Origin of the sequence: Prochlorococcus marinus str. SB (assembly GCF_000760115.1) — a bacterium.
Lineage (GTDB): Bacteria > Cyanobacteriota > Cyanobacteriia > PCC-6307 > Cyanobiaceae > Prochlorococcus_A > Prochlorococcus_A marinus_D.
The window spans coordinates 1,130,328-1,145,023 of sequence record NZ_JNAS01000002.1; the positions used below are offsets into that span (position 1 = coordinate 1,130,328).

The window sequence follows — 14,696 nt, forward strand, 5'->3', positions numbered from 1 at the left end:
AAAATTTATTAATTATTAAATTGAATTATAATTTGATAAAAAATTTGTGTTAATTCTAGCCTCTGCTTCTCAATCTAGAAAGAAATTACTAGAAAATTGTCAAATCGAATTTATCCAAATATCAAGTGACTTTGATGAAACTACTATTCAAGAGAAAAATATATTTAATTTAGCTTTGGAATTATCTTTTCAAAAGGCTAATAATATATCTGAAAATATTCAAAACATATCATTGCCCGAAGAATTTAATTATGGACCTTTGGAAATACTTGGGTGCGATTCAATTTTTGAATTTAAAGGAGAAGCTTATGGAAAACCATCTAATAAAGAGGAAGCATTTAATAGATGGAAAAAAATGTCTGGAGAATTTGGATTTTTACATACTGGTCATACTCTAATAATTGGGAATTTTGATTCAACTTCCAAAATTTTAAAAATTACTGAAATAATAAAAAAAACAGTAAGTTCAAGAGTTTATTTTTCTAATTTGGAAGATTGGGAAATTAAGAGTTATGTAGATACAAATGAACCTTTATATTGCGCCGGAGGATTTGCCTTAGAAGGCATAGGGGGTAAATATATAGAAAAAATAGAGGGTTGCTTCAGTAATGTAATGGGATTAAGTTTGCCATGGCTTAGAGAAAATTTATATAGATAATAAAATTGAGCAAAAAAAAACCCTATCCGAGGATAGGGCTTTTTTAGTTGAGATAGAAATTAATCTAAATCAGGCATTTCTAGAGCTGGTTCACTCTTTCTGTCGATTCCTTTTTCGAAACCAGCAGCGGCTGCTCTAGCACGTCCAGCATGCCAAAGATGACCAATGAATGTAAACCATCCTAGGAAGAATTGAGCTGCAGCTAACCATTGTCTTAAGTTAACGAAGTTAACAGCATTAGGCTCTGTAATGATTCCACCAACAGAGTTAATAGAAGCGTTTGGAGCATGAGTCATGTATTCAGCTGCTCTTCTTACCTGCCAAGGCTGAATATCATTTTGGATTTTCTCAAGGCTCAACCCATTAGGTCCTCTTAGAGGCTCTAACCATGGACCTCTGAAATCCCAAAATCTCATTGTTTCACCACCAAATATAATTTCACCAGTAGGAGATCTCATGAGATACTTACCTAGACCTGTTGGTCCCATTGTTGAACCTACGTTAGCTCCAATTCTTTGATCTCTCACTAGGAAAGTAAAGCTTTGAGCCTGTGAAGCTTCAGCATTTGTTGGGCCATAAAACTCTGAAGGGTAAGCAGTGTTGTTAAACCAGATGAACGTTGAAGCAATAAAACTTGCTACACAAATTCCACCAAGAGCGTAACTTAATAGTCCTTCACCATTCCAGATAAATGCTCTTCTTGCCCATCCGAAAGGTTTGGTAAAGATATGGAATATTCCTCCAATGATTGCAGTAATACCCACGTAAACATGCCCACCAACAATATCTTCAATGGAGTTAACACCGATTATTGAACCGGCTCCTCCCCATGGAGATCTGAATAGATAACCAAGAATAACTCTTGGATCAAGTGTTGGGTTTACAAGTCTGACTTCACCACCACCAGGTGCCCATGTGTCATATGCACCACCAATAAAACACCAGTTTACTGACCATGCTAGTGCGCCTACACCTAGAACAATCAAATGATATCCAAGGATATTTGTCATTTGATTTTTATCTCTCCAATCTGTGGAGAAAAATGGAAAATCTTCTTCGAGTTTTTCAGGTCCTGCTAATGAATGGTAAATACCACCAAAACCAAGAACAGCTGAAGCTATCAAGTGAACCACGCCTGCTTGGAAGAAAGGCATGATATCAGTAACTTCACCACCGGGGCCTATTCCATAGCCAAACATTGCAACGTGTGGCATACAGATTAAGCCTTGCTCCCACATTGGCTTATCAAAAGTAAAATGATTAACCTCAAAGAGCATCATTGCTCCTGCCCAAAAGACTATTAGTCCAGAGTGAGCAATGTGAGCTCCTAATAAACGACCCGATAAGTTGATTAATCTAGCGTTACCCACATACCAGGCATAACCAGTTTCCTCAATACTCTGGTTTGGAGCTCTTAATAAATTATTAAAGGGCGTTTCCACGTGGAAGAACCTCCTCAGGGAATACAAAGTTTTCGTGTGGTTGATCCACAGAAGACATCCATGCTCTCATACCTTCGTTCAAAAGTATATTTTTTGTATAGAAAGTTTCAAATTCTGGATCTTCTGCTGCACGAATTTCTTGGCTTACGAAATCATAAGCTCTTAGGTTTAGTGCTAAGCCAACAATACCTATTGAAGATGTCCACATACCCATAACAGGTACAAATAGCATCAAGAAATGTAAGAAACGCTTGTTTGAGAAAGCAATACCGAAGATTTGACTCCAGAATCTATTCGCTGTAATCAATGAATAAGTTTCTTCTTCTTGAGTTGGGTCAAAAGCTCTAAATGTTGAACTTTGAACTTTGCCATCTGTGTAAATACTTGTATCTTCATATAAAGTATTTTGTACTGTAGCTCCATGAATAGCGCAAAGTAGAGCACCACCAAGAATTCCAGCAACTCCCATCATATGAAATGGATTTAACGTGATATTGTGAAAACCTTGAATGAACAGAATGTAACGGAAGATTGCTGCTACACCGAATGAAGGTGCAAAGAACCAACTATGCTGTCCTAAAGGATAAATAAGGAAAATACTTGTAAATACTGCAATTACAGCTGAAAAAGCAAGTGCGTTATATGGTCTAATTCCAACAAGGCCTGCAATTTCAAATTGACGAAGCATAAAACCAATTAGGCCAAATACTCCATGTAATGCAACGAAGTTCCAAAGACCACCAAGTTGTAGCCATCTTACGAAGCTACCTTGGGCTTCAGGACCCCATAAAAATAGAAGACTGTGTCCCATGGCATCACCAGGGGTACTTACAGCTGCTGTTAAAAAGTTACAACCTTCAAGGTATGAGCTTGCAACTCCGTGTGTGTACCAAGAGGTAACAAATGTTGTTCCAACAAACCAACCACCTATAGCAAGATATGCACAAGGGAGTAGAAGTAGTCCGGACCAACCAATAAATACAAAGCGGTCGCGCTTCAACCAATCATCGAGGACATCAAACCATCCTCTTTGTGGGGCGCTACCAACTGCGATCGTCATGAGAAATCGTTTTTAGCTTCGGGATACGCAGTGACTGTAACAAAGATTGAGAGTAATGTGGGGAAATATTTGTATATCTGAAATGCCTTGTAAAGCTTTCCTGACTTTTTTATTAAAAAATAGGTAAGAATACTCCTTTAGTTTGTAAAATTATCTGAATTAGGCTCTAAAAAAAGATAAAAATGAATTCAGACCTCACGTCTTTCGATAAAATCGAACAAAAAATTGGTGGATCAAGAAAAATTTCAAATTATATTATTGGAGGAATGTTGACTATAGGAGGTATTGGTTTTCTATTGGCCTCTATATCAAGCTACACAGGAAGAGATTTATTACCTTTAGGAAATCCTTCAACATTGTTGTTTATCCCTCAAGGAATAATAATGGGAGCATACGGATTAATAGCTAATTTATTAAATTTTTACTTGTGGTATCTGGTTTATATAAACTTTGGTTCAGGCAGTAATTATTTTGATAAATCCTCAAAATCTGTAGAAATAAAAAGAAAGGGATTGTTTAAAGATGTTGAAGTTAAATTAAATTTTGATGAAATTAAGTCTGTTAAGTTGGATATAAGTGAGGGATTTAATCCAAGAAGAAGAATTGCTTTAGTATTAAAAGGTAGAAAAAAACCTCTCCCCTTAAGCGGAGCAGGTGAACTTAAACCACTGCTTCAGGTTGAAGAAGAAGGAGCTCGTCTAGCTAAATTTTTAGATGTTAATTTGGAGGGCCTAAAATAAAAAAAAAATATTTTTTAAAAACATTATCTTTTATACAGGTTTTGTTTTTGGTTCAAGCTTGTAGTTATAAAAATAAGATTGATTCAAATTATTACTGCCAAAAACTTAAATTTAGTTGTATTCAGAGTAATAAAGTAGTTAATTTTAAAACTTCAAAAGGTGATTTTGAGGTAAAATTATTTGGTAAAGATAACCCAGTAACAGTATCAAATTTTCTGGAAAACATAAACAATAATATTTATGTAAATCAAAAATTTTATAAAATAATAAATTATCCCCAAATAAGTTTTATACATGGCGGCATTAATCCAGAAAATAAATCTTATATAGAACGAAAACTAAACCTGAATAAGACAAGTCCAACAATACCTTTAGAAATAAAATTCAAAGAAGAAATAAAACCAAGATATAACTATCAAATAAAAAATCTTAGTGAAACAGAAAATTTAGTTAATACTTTTGAGAGTGGATCGATCGCTATGGTTAAAAGCGGTAAGAATAAGTCTTCATCTACGGAATTTTTTTTTGTAACGACTAATATCCCAGAACTAGATGGAAGATATTCGATTTTTGGAAAGATTATTAAAGGATTAGACGTACTCGAAAAAATCAATAAAGAAGACTACATCAAGGCAGTTCAGGTATCTAATTAAATTTCTAGAGAATATTTATTTATTTTCAACATTTCTGTATTAACTCCTGAAGAGCGTTTAAGAGCTACCTTACCAGTCCTTGCTATTTCAAGGATGCCGTATGGCTCGAGTAATTTCTCTAGAGCAACTAACTTCCCAGGATCTCCAACTACCTCGAGAGTTAAGGCCATATCAGATACATCAACAACTTTTGCACGGAAAATCTGTACTATATCAAGGATATTACTCCTAGTATCTTCTTTCGATGAAACTTTTAGTAACATCAATTCCCTTTCAACAGCTGCGAGATTAGTAAAATCTACAACTCCCAGGACATTAAATAACTTATTAAGTTGCTTAGTCATTTGTTGAAGAGTTTCATCATCACCCTCTACCACCATTGTTAACCTTGAAATCCCTTTAGATTCTGCAGGCCCTACTGCAAGGCTATCTATGTTGAATCCCCTTCTAGCGAAGAGACCTGAGATTCTACTCAATGCTCCAGATTCATCTTCTACAAGAACTGATAATGTATGTTTCATGTTTTAAAAGGTTTTTAAATCTCTAATCCATTCATAAGAAATTCTATTGAATACTGAAGGGTCTTCATCATGGATGCAATGCCCTGAATTGGATACTATTTTTAATTTTACCCATCTATGGAAATTTGCAATCTTTTTACCAACAAACAAAGGTATGAAATTATCTTTTTCGCCCCAAATCAATAAAAAAGGAACTTTTTTTGAGGCGCTAAGTTTTCTTAAAAGGTGAGAAGCTTTAAATTTTTCATCTCTAGAAGACATTCCAATACACATTGCTCTTAATGATCTAGCTGAAGATCTCCTTAAAACTGGTTTTGTTACCAAATCTATTAGTTCGCGATCAATATTATCTTTTTTGAAATAGGCAGAATTTAGTCCCAGTTTAATAACCCCTAATTTAGTTATTAAAAATAAAATAATCTCCAAAGGGAAAAACAAAAAAAATATTCTTATGAATTTATCTTGAAATTTCTTAAATGATGATTTTTTTGTTATGGACTTTTTATTTTCTTGAATTTGATCTGGCAAAGGCGATGCAATAACTGTTGCAATCTGCTCCTCTAATGAAACAGCACATGTTAAAGCAACTAGTGATCCAAGGGAATTGCCAATAAGAATTACTTTCCCAGAATTCTTTGGTCTTATTACCTGTGCAATAAAGTCTTTCACTTGATCACACCAAATCTCATTATTTAATTTTCCAATTTGTCTAATCCCAGGCTGATCTGAATCCCCAAATCCTATTAAATCCAAAGAATAAGAGGCAAAATTCTTTTTCGCAAAATACTCTAAATTGTTTCTCCAATGTTTTCGACTTGCTCCAAATCCATGGAGAAAGATAATTGGAATCTCATTTTCTTCGCCTGTAACACTCCAACAAATTTTAAAACCATTCCAATTCCAGTAATTAGGAATGTTTATTTTTTTTTTAAAATTATTATTCATGTATTAAAAAATTTTCAAGATATTTGAATTATCTACATTTTTAACAAATAAATGTATTTTGAATGTAAATTATAGTAATCATTAAATTTTACTATGGCTAAAGAAATTTTTAGTATTGCAGCAGTTTTTTGGATACTTATACCAATAGGATTAGTTGGTGGTGCTTTGTTATTAAAGTTTCAGGGAGACTGATTCTCACGGATACATTACAATTTGAGTTATGGTCTTAAAGTTAAGTAAATCTTAAGTATGAAGATTCTTTTAGTAGGAGCAACAGGAACACTTGGTAGACAAATAGCAAAGCAAGCTATAGAAGAGGGACACGTAGTAAGATGCTTTGTAAGAAATCCAAGAAAAGCTTCCTTTCTACAAGAATGGGGTTGTGAGCTAACAAAAGGAAATTTATTAAATTCTTCTGATATCGAATATGCATTGCAAGATATTGAAGTAGTTATTGATGCAGCGACTAGTAGGCCAGATGATCCTAAAAGTATTTATGAAATTGATTGGGATGGAAAACTTAACTTATTCAATGCTTGCGAATCTTTAAACGTAAAAAGGGTAATATTCCTCTCTATCCTCTTAACAGAAAAGTTTAGAAATGTTCCTTTAATGGACATTAAATTTTGTACTGAAAAACTTCTTGAAAAATCTGATTTAGACTATACAATCTTCAAATGTGCAGCTTTTATGCAAGGAGTTATTGGTCAATTCGCAATCCCAATCTTGGATAGTCAAGCAGTGTGGATGAGTGGGACTCCAACTAAAATTGCTTATATGAATACTCAAGATATGGCGAAAGTTGTTGTAGCAGCAGTAAATAATCCAAAAACTCACAGAACATCATTGCCATTAGTAGGCCCCAAAGCATGGGATTCAAATGAAGTTATATCTTTATGTGAAAAATTTAGTGAAAAAAAGGCGAAAATTTTTAGAGTTTCCCCCTTCCTTATTAGTGTCACTCAAAAAGTAGTTTCCTTTTTCCAAGATTCTCTTAATGTTGCTGAGCGATTGGCTTTTGCTGAAGTAACTAGTAGTGGTGAATCATTAGATGCAGACATGAGCAAAACGTACGAAATATTGGAACTTAAAAAAGAGGATATGACCTCACTAGAGAGTTATATAAAGGAGTACTATCAACAAATACTTAAAAGATTAAGGGAAATGGAAGCAGATCTTAATATTGAAGAAAAAAAGAGATTACCTTTTTAATATTGCAATTTTAGAGCCATATAGTATATTTGTACTATATTAAACATTTTTGACCTATGTCTGTTTCTAAGTCTAAAAACCTTGAACGAAAACTAGATAATTTTGCAAAAGAAGCAAAAAATGAATTGAATAATGTTTGCGGATCTTCATTATGGGAAAGCCTGGGGTTTGTTTTTTTTGATCAAATAGAAGATTCTGAAAAAATTGCGAAAGCAAATTTTTACTATGGACAACTTCAAATAATTAATGAAATTAAATTTTCAATTTGAATTGAATTGCATATTTTTACGTATGTAATTTTTTTTAAATTAATTTTGGCCAATCTTTTTCTGATAATATGTACTTAGTAAAAGATTATTTAATGATTGAAACTTCAGGTGTAATAGAAAAAGAGCAGGGGAATGGATTTTATTTGGTTACCTTAGAACAACCTGAAGGACATCAATGTTTATGCAGAGCCGCAGGAAAATTGACTAAATTTAGAATTAAATTATTAGCTGGAGATAAAGTTTTAGTTGAGATAAGTCCTTATGATCTTTCTAGGGGGAGGATAACTTATAGAGAAAGAAACGCAGGAAATGCTAGACCAACAACTAATAAAAATAATCCTAAAAGGAATAATAAGTAAAAAGTTTCTTTAGAGGATATTTTTTATAGCATCTTTGAACTCACTTCTTTGCTTGACTCCTTGCCATTGTTTTTTTAAAAGCTTTTCTTTAAAGAGTTGAACCGTTGGCGTGCCGTTAATACCAGCTTGTTTTGCAATGTCTTGATCTTTATCAATATCTATTTCAACGCCAAGAACTGCACCATTAAGTTCCTTAATTACTCTTTTTAACTGAGGTTTCAAAACATGACATGGGCCGCAGCTTGGGGAACTAAAAATTACTAAGATAGGTTTTTTGCTTTCGTGATAAAGTTTCCTCAATGCATAACTGCCTTTTTGCCATTCAGAATTTGAATCGAAAGTATCTTCATTAACTTCTTCCTCATTAAAATCTGATGAATTAAGTTTCTTTTCTGGCTCGGGAGTTTTTCTGACTATAGTATTTGCTAAGTTTTTCTCGGCTAACCATCTTTCGGTAGCTAATGCTGCCATACATCCAGTTCCTGCAGCGGTAACTCCTTGTCTCCACTCAGAATCAACAACATCACCTGCTGCGAAGATGCCTTCAATAGATGTTTCTGGCCTTCCTGATTTGCAAGCAATATAGCCTTTATTATCTAAATCAATTTTGTTGCCCAAGAATTTCGTATTAGGTGTGTGCCCTATCGCATAAAAAAGACCTTTTATATTGATTTCCCCTTTACCTTCTTGAGAGTTAATAGTTTCTATTCTCTCAAGCCATTCAGTACCATCCGCTTTATCAACTTTTGTATTCCAATGTATTTCTATCTTTGGATTAGCTTTTACTCTATCAACCATTGCTGCGCTAGCCCTTAATTTTTCTGATCGAACAATCAAATGTACTTTGCTTCCATACTTTGTGAGATATGCTGCTTCTTCACATGCAGAGTCGCCCCCTCCAATAACAGCTAATTCTTCATCTCTAAATTGTGGGGTGGCTCCATCACAAATTGCACAAGCACTTATTCCTTTACTCCAAAATTTATCTTCATTTATAACGCCTAATCTATTTGCACTTGCTCCAGTTGCAATAATAATTGAGTTGGATTTTATAGTTCCTTCTAAAGTTTTTAATTCGAAGGGATGTAAATCAGTATTTATTGATAAAACATCACTTTCGTATAAATTCGTACCCCACCTTTCTGCTTGAGCCTTCATTAGATCCATCAATTCAGGACCCAGTACTCCATCTGGGAAACCTGGATAATTTTCAACAAATGTTGTAGTCATTAATTGCCCACCAGGAATTCCACCAGAATTAAATCCTGTTACAAGTAATGGTTGAAGATTTGCTCGTGCGGCATATATTGCAGCGGTGTAACCTGCAGGTCCCGAACCTATAATTACAACATTTTCTATGTTTGAAATCTTCTCTTTATTTTCCATTTATTTGCTAATTTCAATATTAATAATAATAAACTAACCCAAATAATGTAGGGCGGATTTCACTTGATAGATTTATTACTTAATCGTTGAATTTATGGTCTAATAACTTTTTTAATTCCTTGGGGAAATTTAAAACAGAATCTTTTAAATTTTCGTTCTTTTCTCCAATATGTAATATCCACTCTCTAAATTCTTCTGCGATTGCATAACTGTCTTCATACCTTTCTAAAGTGTCCATTGCAGAAATTCTATTGGTTGCCCAACAGGTCGCTATGTCGATTCTTTTTCTAATGAAATTGTCCATTGAAAGATTTAATTTGTATATAGATAAACACATGAGAGAACCTATGTATTGTCTAATAAGTTACAACTTTGTACTTCCAAACAATAATTTAATCTTTAATTTATATTTGAGCCAAATTTTGGGGGAATTATAAATAAAATATAAAGAATTAGAGTTAGACTGCCTCGCTGTGGTTTGCAAGTAACCTTTCAACTTCCTCAAAACCCTCTTTAGCTGAATTTATTGCAAGTTCCTCGCTAACTTTTTCTTCTGATATTAATTTTGCGGATATTTTCTTTAAAAGAGTTTCTTTCTTTTCTCTTAGTGAACTAACAATTTCTTCTTCAATGATAGATTTTATTGCTTTAGAAATTATTTTTTTATCATTTGCTTCCTCGAATGTGCCCTGAACTAATTCTTGAATAAATAATCTATGAACCTCACTACTCCTTAGAAAACTTTCTGTGGCATTAATAATTCCTTCAACAAGAGCTTCATCAGGTTCAGAATCATTTTCTGCCAGCTTAAATTCCCAATCTAAATGTCTTCTTTGCCAACCTGCCGAGTGGAGACTGGGCATGACTGTCTGTGAATAAGTATCAACTGACATTTCATAAATTCTCTCTGCTAATTTCTCGCACCAGTCTTTACCATGCTTTTCTAGATTTTTCTGCATAGTTTGCCTTGGAACAGCATGACCACCATGATGACTATGGCATACTCCATCAGGACATTCGATTGCTTTTATACTCATTAGATTATTTAGTACTTATATATTCTAGATAGCTATTTTTTATAGAAAAGAAAATATATTTTTAACAAAAATCCAAGACTTTTGACTTTCTTCAATTTATATTTAGTATGTTAAAAAAATAAATAAATTGACAAAGATACTTATTCCTTCCGAAACAAGCTCTGGTGAAAGGAGAGTTTCAGCTACACCAGAAGCGGTAAAGAAATTAAAAAGTCTTGGATGTGATGTTTATATTGAAAGTTCAGCAGGGAAATTATCAGGATTTAGTGACTTATCATATGAAAAATCGGGCGGAACAATAATAAACAACTTAGATCAAAAAATTTGGGGTGAAGCGGACTTAATATTTTGTGTTCAAACTCCATCAGAGGATAATTTAACTAAGTTAAAGAAAGGCGCTGTTCTTCTCGGACTTCTTAACCCTTATGGCAATAAGGAGCTTCTAAGGATTATAAATAGTAATAAAATATCAGCTTTATCACTAGAGTTGCTTCCGAGGATCAGTAGAGCTCAATCTTCTGATGTTCTTTCTTCACAGGCTAATATTGCTGGATATAAAGCAGTTCTTTTGGCTGCAAGTGAGTTAGATAGATATTTTCCAATGCTTATGACTGCAGCTGGGACAGTTCAACCTGCCAAAGTAGTGGTTCTTGGTGGAGGCGTTGCAGGATTACAGGCAGTTGCGACAGCAAAAAGACTTGGAGCAATAGTATTTGTATCTGATATTAGACCTGCTGTTAAAGAACAAGTAGAGTCCCTCGGAGCAAGATTTATAGAACTTCCTGAAGTTGAGGAAAAGCCAGGAGAGGCAGGTGGTTATGCAAAAGCTGTAACACCCGAATTCCTCTCAAAACAGAAGGCAACTTTAACTAAATATTTATCTGAAGCTGATGTTGCTATATGTACTGCGCAAGTTCTAGGTAAAAAGGCCCCAGTTTTAATAGACTCACCCATGATTAAAAAAATGAGGTCAGGAGCAGTAGTTATTGATTTAGCAGTTTCTCAGGGAGGGAACTGCGAAGGAACAAAATCAAATGAAACTATTATCAAAGATGGGGTAAAACTTATAGGAGCGGGGGAATTACCCTCTTCAGTTCCTTATGATGCAAGTTCACTTTATGCTAAAAACTTAACATCTTTGATTACACCATTTATAAAAGATGGTCTAATTAAATTAGATAAAGAGGATGAACTCATTTCTGGATGTTTATTAAGCGATGAAGGAGTTGTTCTTCAAAATAAAGTTTTTGAAAATTGAGGTTTTAAAATTATGTCTTTTATAAATCTTCTTTGGGTTCTTTTACTTGGTAGTTTATTAGGCCTCGAGTTAATTGGAAAAGTTCCTCCTACTCTTCACACACCTTTAATGAGTGGAGCAAATGCAATTTCGGGAATAACAATGCTTGCAGCCTTGACTTTAATTGTAAAAGCAGAAGGTAACATACCACTTTTAATCATTGGTTCAGTTTCTCTTGGATTTGCTCTTTTCAACGTTGTAGGAGGTTTCTTTGTAACTGATCGAATGCTCGCGATGTTTAGTCGTAAACCATCAAATAAGAAGTAATTATTAAAATGAATCTACCTGTAATCATTAAATTTGTTATTGACCTTCTAGCAGTACTTTTACTGGCTTTGGGAATAAAAGGATTGTCAAAAGTAAAATCAGCAAGGGATGCCAATAGATTAGCTGCATTTGCAATGTCGCTATCAGTAGTAGGATTACTTTCTTATTATTTAGGCACTTCTGGAATTGCAATTCAGTCTTGGATTTGGATAATAATTGGATCAATAATAGGTAGTTTATTCGGAGCAATTCTTGCAAAAAAAGTACCTATGACCTCCATGCCTGAAACAGTGGCATTGTTCAATGGTTGTGGAGGAATGTCATCACTTTTGGTGGCCTTAGGAGTAGCTATTTTTCCTATTTCTAATAGTGTAGAAAATCTTGATTTTTTTAAGTCACTGATTAACGAAGTTTCAATATCTGTTTCTATATTTGTTGGTGCCATAACTTTCACAGGTTCAATTGTGGCGATGGCAAAGTTACAGGGTTGGTTGTCAACTCCAGGATGGACTCAGAGCAAAGTTAGACATTTTGTAAATATTGTTTTTGCAGTTGCTTCCTTGATAGCCTTTTTTGATTTGATAAACGGCAATACAAGTTCTATTTGGCTTTTAGTTATAGTTTCTTCTTTATTAGGTATTGGAGTTACTTTGCCAATTGGTGGAGCTGATATGCCAGTCGTCATATCTTTATTAAATAGCTATTCAGGGATTGCAGCAGCAGCAGCAGGTTTTGTTGTAGATAGTCAGCTTTTGATAGTATCAGGAGCAATGGTTGGAGCGGCAGGTCTAATACTTACTCAAGTAATGTGCAAGGGTATGAATAGATCATTGGTCTCAGTTCTTTTTGGAGGATCTTTATCGGCACAAAGTACAGCCTCTTCTGGTTCAGGAGAATATACAAATATAACTTCTTGCAGTGTTGAAGAATGCGCATTGACTTTAGAGGCAGCCAACAAGGTAATTATTGTTCCTGGTTATGGTCTGGCAGTAGCTCAAGCTCAACATACTTTAAGGGAAGTGACAAAAAAACTAGAGCAAAATGGTATTGAAGTTGTTTACGCAATTCATCCTGTAGCAGGGAGGATGCCTGGACATATGAATGTACTTTTAGCAGAAGCAGATGTTCCTTACGAACAACTTAAAGAGATGGACGTTGTAAATCCTGATTTTCCAGCAACGGATGTTGTTTTAGTTTTAGGAGCAAATGATGTGGTTAATCCTCAAGCTAAAAATGATAGCTCTTCTCCTTTATATGGCATGCCAGTACTTGATGTGCAGGAAGCAAGAACGGTATTTGTAATTAAACGTGGTATGAGCGCAGGTTACTCCGGAATAAAAAATGATTTATTTGATCTACCAAATACCTCAATGGTCTTTGGTGATGCAAAAAAGGTACTTAATGATTTGATTGGAGAATTAAAGGATCTTGGAGTTGGGGAGAAATAATAGTATATCTTTTAGTTTTTCAGATTACGTAAAAAATAAGCCATTTCGAGAAGTCTTACCTTGGATAGGTGGAGACTTACAAACTTTGAGAGATACTTTTGTTATTGATTTTGGTAAATCAAAAAAAAATAAAAAAATATTCTTTCCGATTAATAAAATTCTTTCTAAAAAATTTGAATGTGATTATCTTTTAGGTTTTTTAGAATTACCTGAAAACTTAAACTCACTTAGGGCTTTTGTAATCCTTACACATGGTTTAGGGGGCTCAACTAAACGGTTTGGTTTAAGAAGAATATCTAGGAAATTAGCAAATAATGGTTTTGGAGTTCTTAAATTAAATCTAAGAGGATCTGGATCGGCGAGATATTTAGCTAAAGGAAATTATTGTGCTAGATGCTCCAGTGATGTTATTTCAGCAATTAATTATTTTAAAAAATTAATTAATTTAGAGTTCAAAGATCTAATGAAAAGGAATAATAATCTTCCAATTTACGGAGTTGGATTATCCTTAGGCGGAACAATTCTTTTAAATGCCTGCCTAGATTACGATGGAATCAAAGGAGAAAAACTTTTAGATGGCCTTGCCTGTGTGAGTACCCCTTTAGATTTATCTTCATGCAGTCTCTGTATTGAAAAACCTAGAAATTCTATCTATCAAAAATGGTTACTCCACCGCTTAAAAAATCAGTTATGGGACGGATTTAATGATGAAGGCAAACTCCTTGATAACGAGAAATTAAGAATAAAAATTAGAAATTTAAAAAGTATAAGAGAATTTGATCAGAAATTTACAGCTCCTAGTTGGGGTTTTAATTCTTTAGAGGATTATTATATTAAAGCTTCTCCAATATTTAGAATCCAAAATTCAATAAAAAAATTACCTCCAATGCTTTTTATTCATTCCAAGGATGATCCCTGGGTTCCATATAAGGATACTTTGAATTTAAGAAAAGAATCTATTGATAAATTCACTATTTTTATAACTGAAAAAGGAGGTCATAATGGTTTTCATTCGATTAATGGCTGCTGGTCAGACGAAGTCGTAAAGAACTGGTTTATGAGTATCTAGGACTATTTAGAAATGGTGTTTTTTTGAAAATCCATTTTTCTATTGGCTTACCGTTAATAATATGAGAGGTAAAAATTTCAGAAATTTTTTCTGGAGAAACTTTCTCATACCAAATACCATCAGGCCAAATAAGAAGAATTGGGCCGTTCTTACATATCCTTAAACAGTCAGCTTTTGATCTTAATATATGAATGTTTTTTGTAGAGGGATCATTCTCAAATTTTTTTAAAGTCTTTTTCAGACATTCCCATGCTTTTTGACCTTCATTGCCTTTAAAGCATTTCTGTTTTGTGGGTGTTGCGCATAGTAGAAGATGTTTTTTTATATTCACTT

Annotated in this window: 19 protein-coding genes; 11 read left to right on the forward strand and 8 right to left on the reverse strand. The window is 33.9% G+C overall.

Going from position 1 to position 14,696, the window contains the following annotated elements; all coding sequences use genetic code 11:
* Positions 1–46 precede the first annotated feature (46 nt).
* Positions 47–658, forward strand: a complete 612-nt coding sequence (locus EV02_RS00495; RefSeq protein ID WP_032520337.1) for a nucleoside triphosphate pyrophosphatase — start codon at positions 47–49, stop codon at positions 656–658.
* 59 nt (positions 659–717) lie between these two features.
* Here the strand turns inward: EV02_RS00495 and psbC are convergent, their stop codons facing one another.
* The gene (psbC, locus tag EV02_RS00490) at positions 718–2,100 is read right to left on the reverse strand and encodes a photosystem II reaction center protein CP43 (protein ID WP_011818757.1); all 1,383 of its coding nucleotides are present in this window, start codon (positions 2,098–2,100) and stop codon (positions 718–720) included.
* Entirely contained in the window at positions 2,084–3,160 is a 1,077-nt protein-coding gene (gene psbD / locus EV02_RS00485) for a photosystem II D2 protein (photosystem q(a) protein) (protein WP_032520338.1), read from the reverse strand. The genes psbC and psbD overlap by 17 nt, the downstream gene beginning before the upstream one ends.
* Positions 3,161–3,342: 182 nt before the next feature.
* Here psbD and EV02_RS00480 point away from each other — a divergent pair, with 182 nt between their 5' ends.
* Positions 3,343–3,900, forward strand: coding sequence for a photosystem I assembly protein Ycf4 (locus tag EV02_RS00480; RefSeq protein ID WP_032520339.1), 558 nt, complete (start codon positions 3,343–3,345; stop codon positions 3,898–3,900).
* A gap of 47 nt (positions 3,901–3,947) precedes the next feature.
* Complete coding sequence (locus EV02_RS00475; RefSeq protein ID WP_032520340.1) at positions 3,948–4,553, forward strand: peptidylprolyl isomerase; 606 nt, start codon at positions 3,948–3,950, stop codon at positions 4,551–4,553.
* On the opposite strand, the gene ilvN is transcribed toward EV02_RS00475, so the two are convergent.
* Together ilvN and EV02_RS00465 are read right to left on the reverse strand one after the other, a co-directional pair.
* A complete protein-coding gene (gene ilvN / locus EV02_RS00470; protein ID WP_011818754.1) occupies positions 4,550–5,074 on the reverse strand; it encodes an acetolactate synthase small subunit in 525 nt (174 codons plus the stop codon). The two genes, EV02_RS00475 and ilvN, sit on opposite strands and share 4 nt — an antisense overlap.
* A gap of 3 nt (positions 5,075–5,077) precedes the next feature.
* On the reverse strand, positions 5,078–6,019 hold the full coding sequence (locus EV02_RS00465; RefSeq protein WP_032520341.1) for an alpha/beta fold hydrolase: 942 nt from the start codon (positions 6,017–6,019) through the stop codon (positions 5,078–5,080).
* A gap of 93 nt (positions 6,020–6,112) precedes the next feature.
* Between EV02_RS00465 and petM the strand changes: the two genes are divergently transcribed.
* The 4 genes from petM to infA all read left to right on the forward strand — a co-directional run bounded on the left by petM (position 6,113) and on the right by infA (position 7,859).
* Complete coding sequence (gene petM / locus EV02_RS0108965; protein WP_011132786.1) at positions 6,113–6,211, forward strand: cytochrome b6-f complex subunit PetM; 99 nt, start codon at positions 6,113–6,115, stop codon at positions 6,209–6,211.
* A 57-nt stretch (positions 6,212–6,268) separates the two neighbouring features.
* Positions 6,269–7,231, forward strand: coding sequence for an NAD(P)H-binding protein (locus EV02_RS00460; protein ID WP_032520342.1), 963 nt, complete (start codon positions 6,269–6,271; stop codon positions 7,229–7,231).
* Between the two features lie 56 nt (positions 7,232–7,287).
* Positions 7,288–7,500 (forward strand): hypothetical protein, encoded by a 213-nt coding sequence (locus EV02_RS00455; protein WP_032520343.1) that lies wholly within the window; start codon positions 7,288–7,290, stop codon positions 7,498–7,500.
* Between the two features lie 92 nt (positions 7,501–7,592).
* Positions 7,593–7,859 (forward strand): translation initiation factor IF-1, encoded by a 267-nt coding sequence (gene infA, locus EV02_RS00450; RefSeq protein WP_025938552.1) that lies wholly within the window; start codon positions 7,593–7,595, stop codon positions 7,857–7,859.
* Between the two features lie 9 nt (positions 7,860–7,868).
* Here infA and trxB read toward each other — a convergent pair whose 3' ends face one another.
* The 3 genes from trxB to EV02_RS00435 all read right to left on the reverse strand — a co-directional run bounded on the left by trxB (position 7,869) and on the right by EV02_RS00435 (position 10,282).
* A complete protein-coding gene (trxB, locus tag EV02_RS00445; RefSeq protein ID WP_032520344.1) occupies positions 7,869–9,245 on the reverse strand; it encodes a thioredoxin-disulfide reductase in 1,377 nt (458 codons plus the stop codon).
* 79 nt (positions 9,246–9,324) lie between these two features.
* Positions 9,325–9,549: a hypothetical protein gene (locus EV02_RS00440; RefSeq protein WP_032520345.1), complete on the reverse strand. Its 225-nt coding sequence runs from the start codon at positions 9,547–9,549 to the stop codon at positions 9,325–9,327.
* A gap of 154 nt (positions 9,550–9,703) precedes the next feature.
* Positions 9,704–10,282, reverse strand: coding sequence for a hypothetical protein (locus EV02_RS00435; protein ID WP_032520346.1), 579 nt, complete (start codon positions 10,280–10,282; stop codon positions 9,704–9,706).
* A gap of 127 nt (positions 10,283–10,409) precedes the next feature.
* Between EV02_RS00435 and EV02_RS00430 the strand changes: the two genes are divergently transcribed.
* Genes EV02_RS00430 through EV02_RS00415 form a run of 4 tightly spaced genes read left to right on the forward strand, consistent with a single transcriptional unit; the run spans position 10,410 to position 14,363 of the window.
* The gene (locus tag EV02_RS00430; RefSeq protein WP_032520347.1) at positions 10,410–11,540 is read left to right on the forward strand and encodes a Re/Si-specific NAD(P)(+) transhydrogenase subunit alpha; all 1,131 of its coding nucleotides are present in this window, start codon (positions 10,410–10,412) and stop codon (positions 11,538–11,540) included.
* Positions 11,541–11,552: 12 nt separating this feature from the next.
* Complete coding sequence (locus tag EV02_RS00425) at positions 11,553–11,846, forward strand: NAD(P) transhydrogenase subunit alpha (RefSeq protein WP_032520348.1); 294 nt, start codon at positions 11,553–11,555, stop codon at positions 11,844–11,846.
* A gap of 8 nt (positions 11,847–11,854) precedes the next feature.
* A complete protein-coding gene (locus EV02_RS00420; protein WP_032520349.1) occupies positions 11,855–13,294 on the forward strand; it encodes an NAD(P)(+) transhydrogenase (Re/Si-specific) subunit beta in 1,440 nt (479 codons plus the stop codon).
* Positions 13,275–14,363, forward strand: a complete 1,089-nt coding sequence (locus EV02_RS00415) for a YheT family hydrolase (RefSeq protein ID WP_032520351.1) — start codon at positions 13,275–13,277, stop codon at positions 14,361–14,363. Before EV02_RS00420 ends, EV02_RS00415 begins: the two co-directional genes overlap by 20 nt.
* On the opposite strand, the gene EV02_RS00410 is transcribed toward EV02_RS00415, so the two are convergent.
* Positions 14,350–14,694 carry a (2Fe-2S) ferredoxin domain-containing protein gene (locus EV02_RS00410; protein WP_032520352.1) on the reverse strand — a complete coding sequence of 115 codons (345 nt, stop codon included), beginning with the start codon at positions 14,692–14,694 and terminating at the stop codon, positions 14,350–14,352. The genes EV02_RS00415 and EV02_RS00410 overlap by 14 nt on opposite strands.
* Positions 14,695–14,696 lie beyond the last annotated feature (2 nt).

What these genes read in the sequence shown, in the direction of transcription:
- EV02_RS00440 (WP_032520345.1), bottom strand. Translation starts at nt 9,549, where the DNA reads ATGGACAATTTCATTAGAAAAAGAATCGACATAGCGACCTGTTGGGCA.
- EV02_RS00480 (WP_032520339.1), top strand. Translation starts at nt 3,343, where the DNA reads ATGAATTCAGACCTCACGTCTTTCGATAAAATCGAACAAAAAATTGGT.
- psbD (WP_032520338.1), bottom strand. Translation starts at nt 3,160, where the DNA reads ATGACGATCGCAGTTGGTAGCGCCCCACAAAGAGGATGGTTTGATGTC.
- infA (WP_025938552.1), top strand. Translation starts at nt 7,593, where the DNA reads ATGATTGAAACTTCAGGTGTAATAGAAAAAGAGCAGGGGAATGGATTT.
- trxB (WP_032520344.1), bottom strand. Translation starts at nt 9,245, where the DNA reads ATGGAAAATAAAGAGAAGATTTCAAACATAGAAAATGTTGTAATTATA.
- EV02_RS00435 (WP_032520346.1), bottom strand. Translation starts at nt 10,282, where the DNA reads ATGAGTATAAAAGCAATCGAATGTCCTGATGGAGTATGCCATAGTCAT.
- EV02_RS00465 (WP_032520341.1), bottom strand. Translation starts at nt 6,019, where the DNA reads ATGAATAATAATTTTAAAAAAAAAATAAACATTCCTAATTACTGGAAT.
- petM (WP_011132786.1), top strand. Translation starts at nt 6,113, where the DNA reads ATGGCTAAAGAAATTTTTAGTATTGCAGCAGTTTTTTGGATACTTATA.
- ilvN (WP_011818754.1), bottom strand. Translation starts at nt 5,074, where the DNA reads ATGAAACATACATTATCAGTTCTTGTAGAAGATGAATCTGGAGCATTG.
- EV02_RS00460 (WP_032520342.1), top strand. Translation starts at nt 6,269, where the DNA reads ATGAAGATTCTTTTAGTAGGAGCAACAGGAACACTTGGTAGACAAATA.
- EV02_RS00455 (WP_032520343.1), top strand. Translation starts at nt 7,288, where the DNA reads ATGTCTGTTTCTAAGTCTAAAAACCTTGAACGAAAACTAGATAATTTT.
- EV02_RS00425 (WP_032520348.1), top strand. Translation starts at nt 11,553, where the DNA reads ATGTCTTTTATAAATCTTCTTTGGGTTCTTTTACTTGGTAGTTTATTA.
- EV02_RS00420 (WP_032520349.1), top strand. Translation starts at nt 11,855, where the DNA reads ATGAATCTACCTGTAATCATTAAATTTGTTATTGACCTTCTAGCAGTA.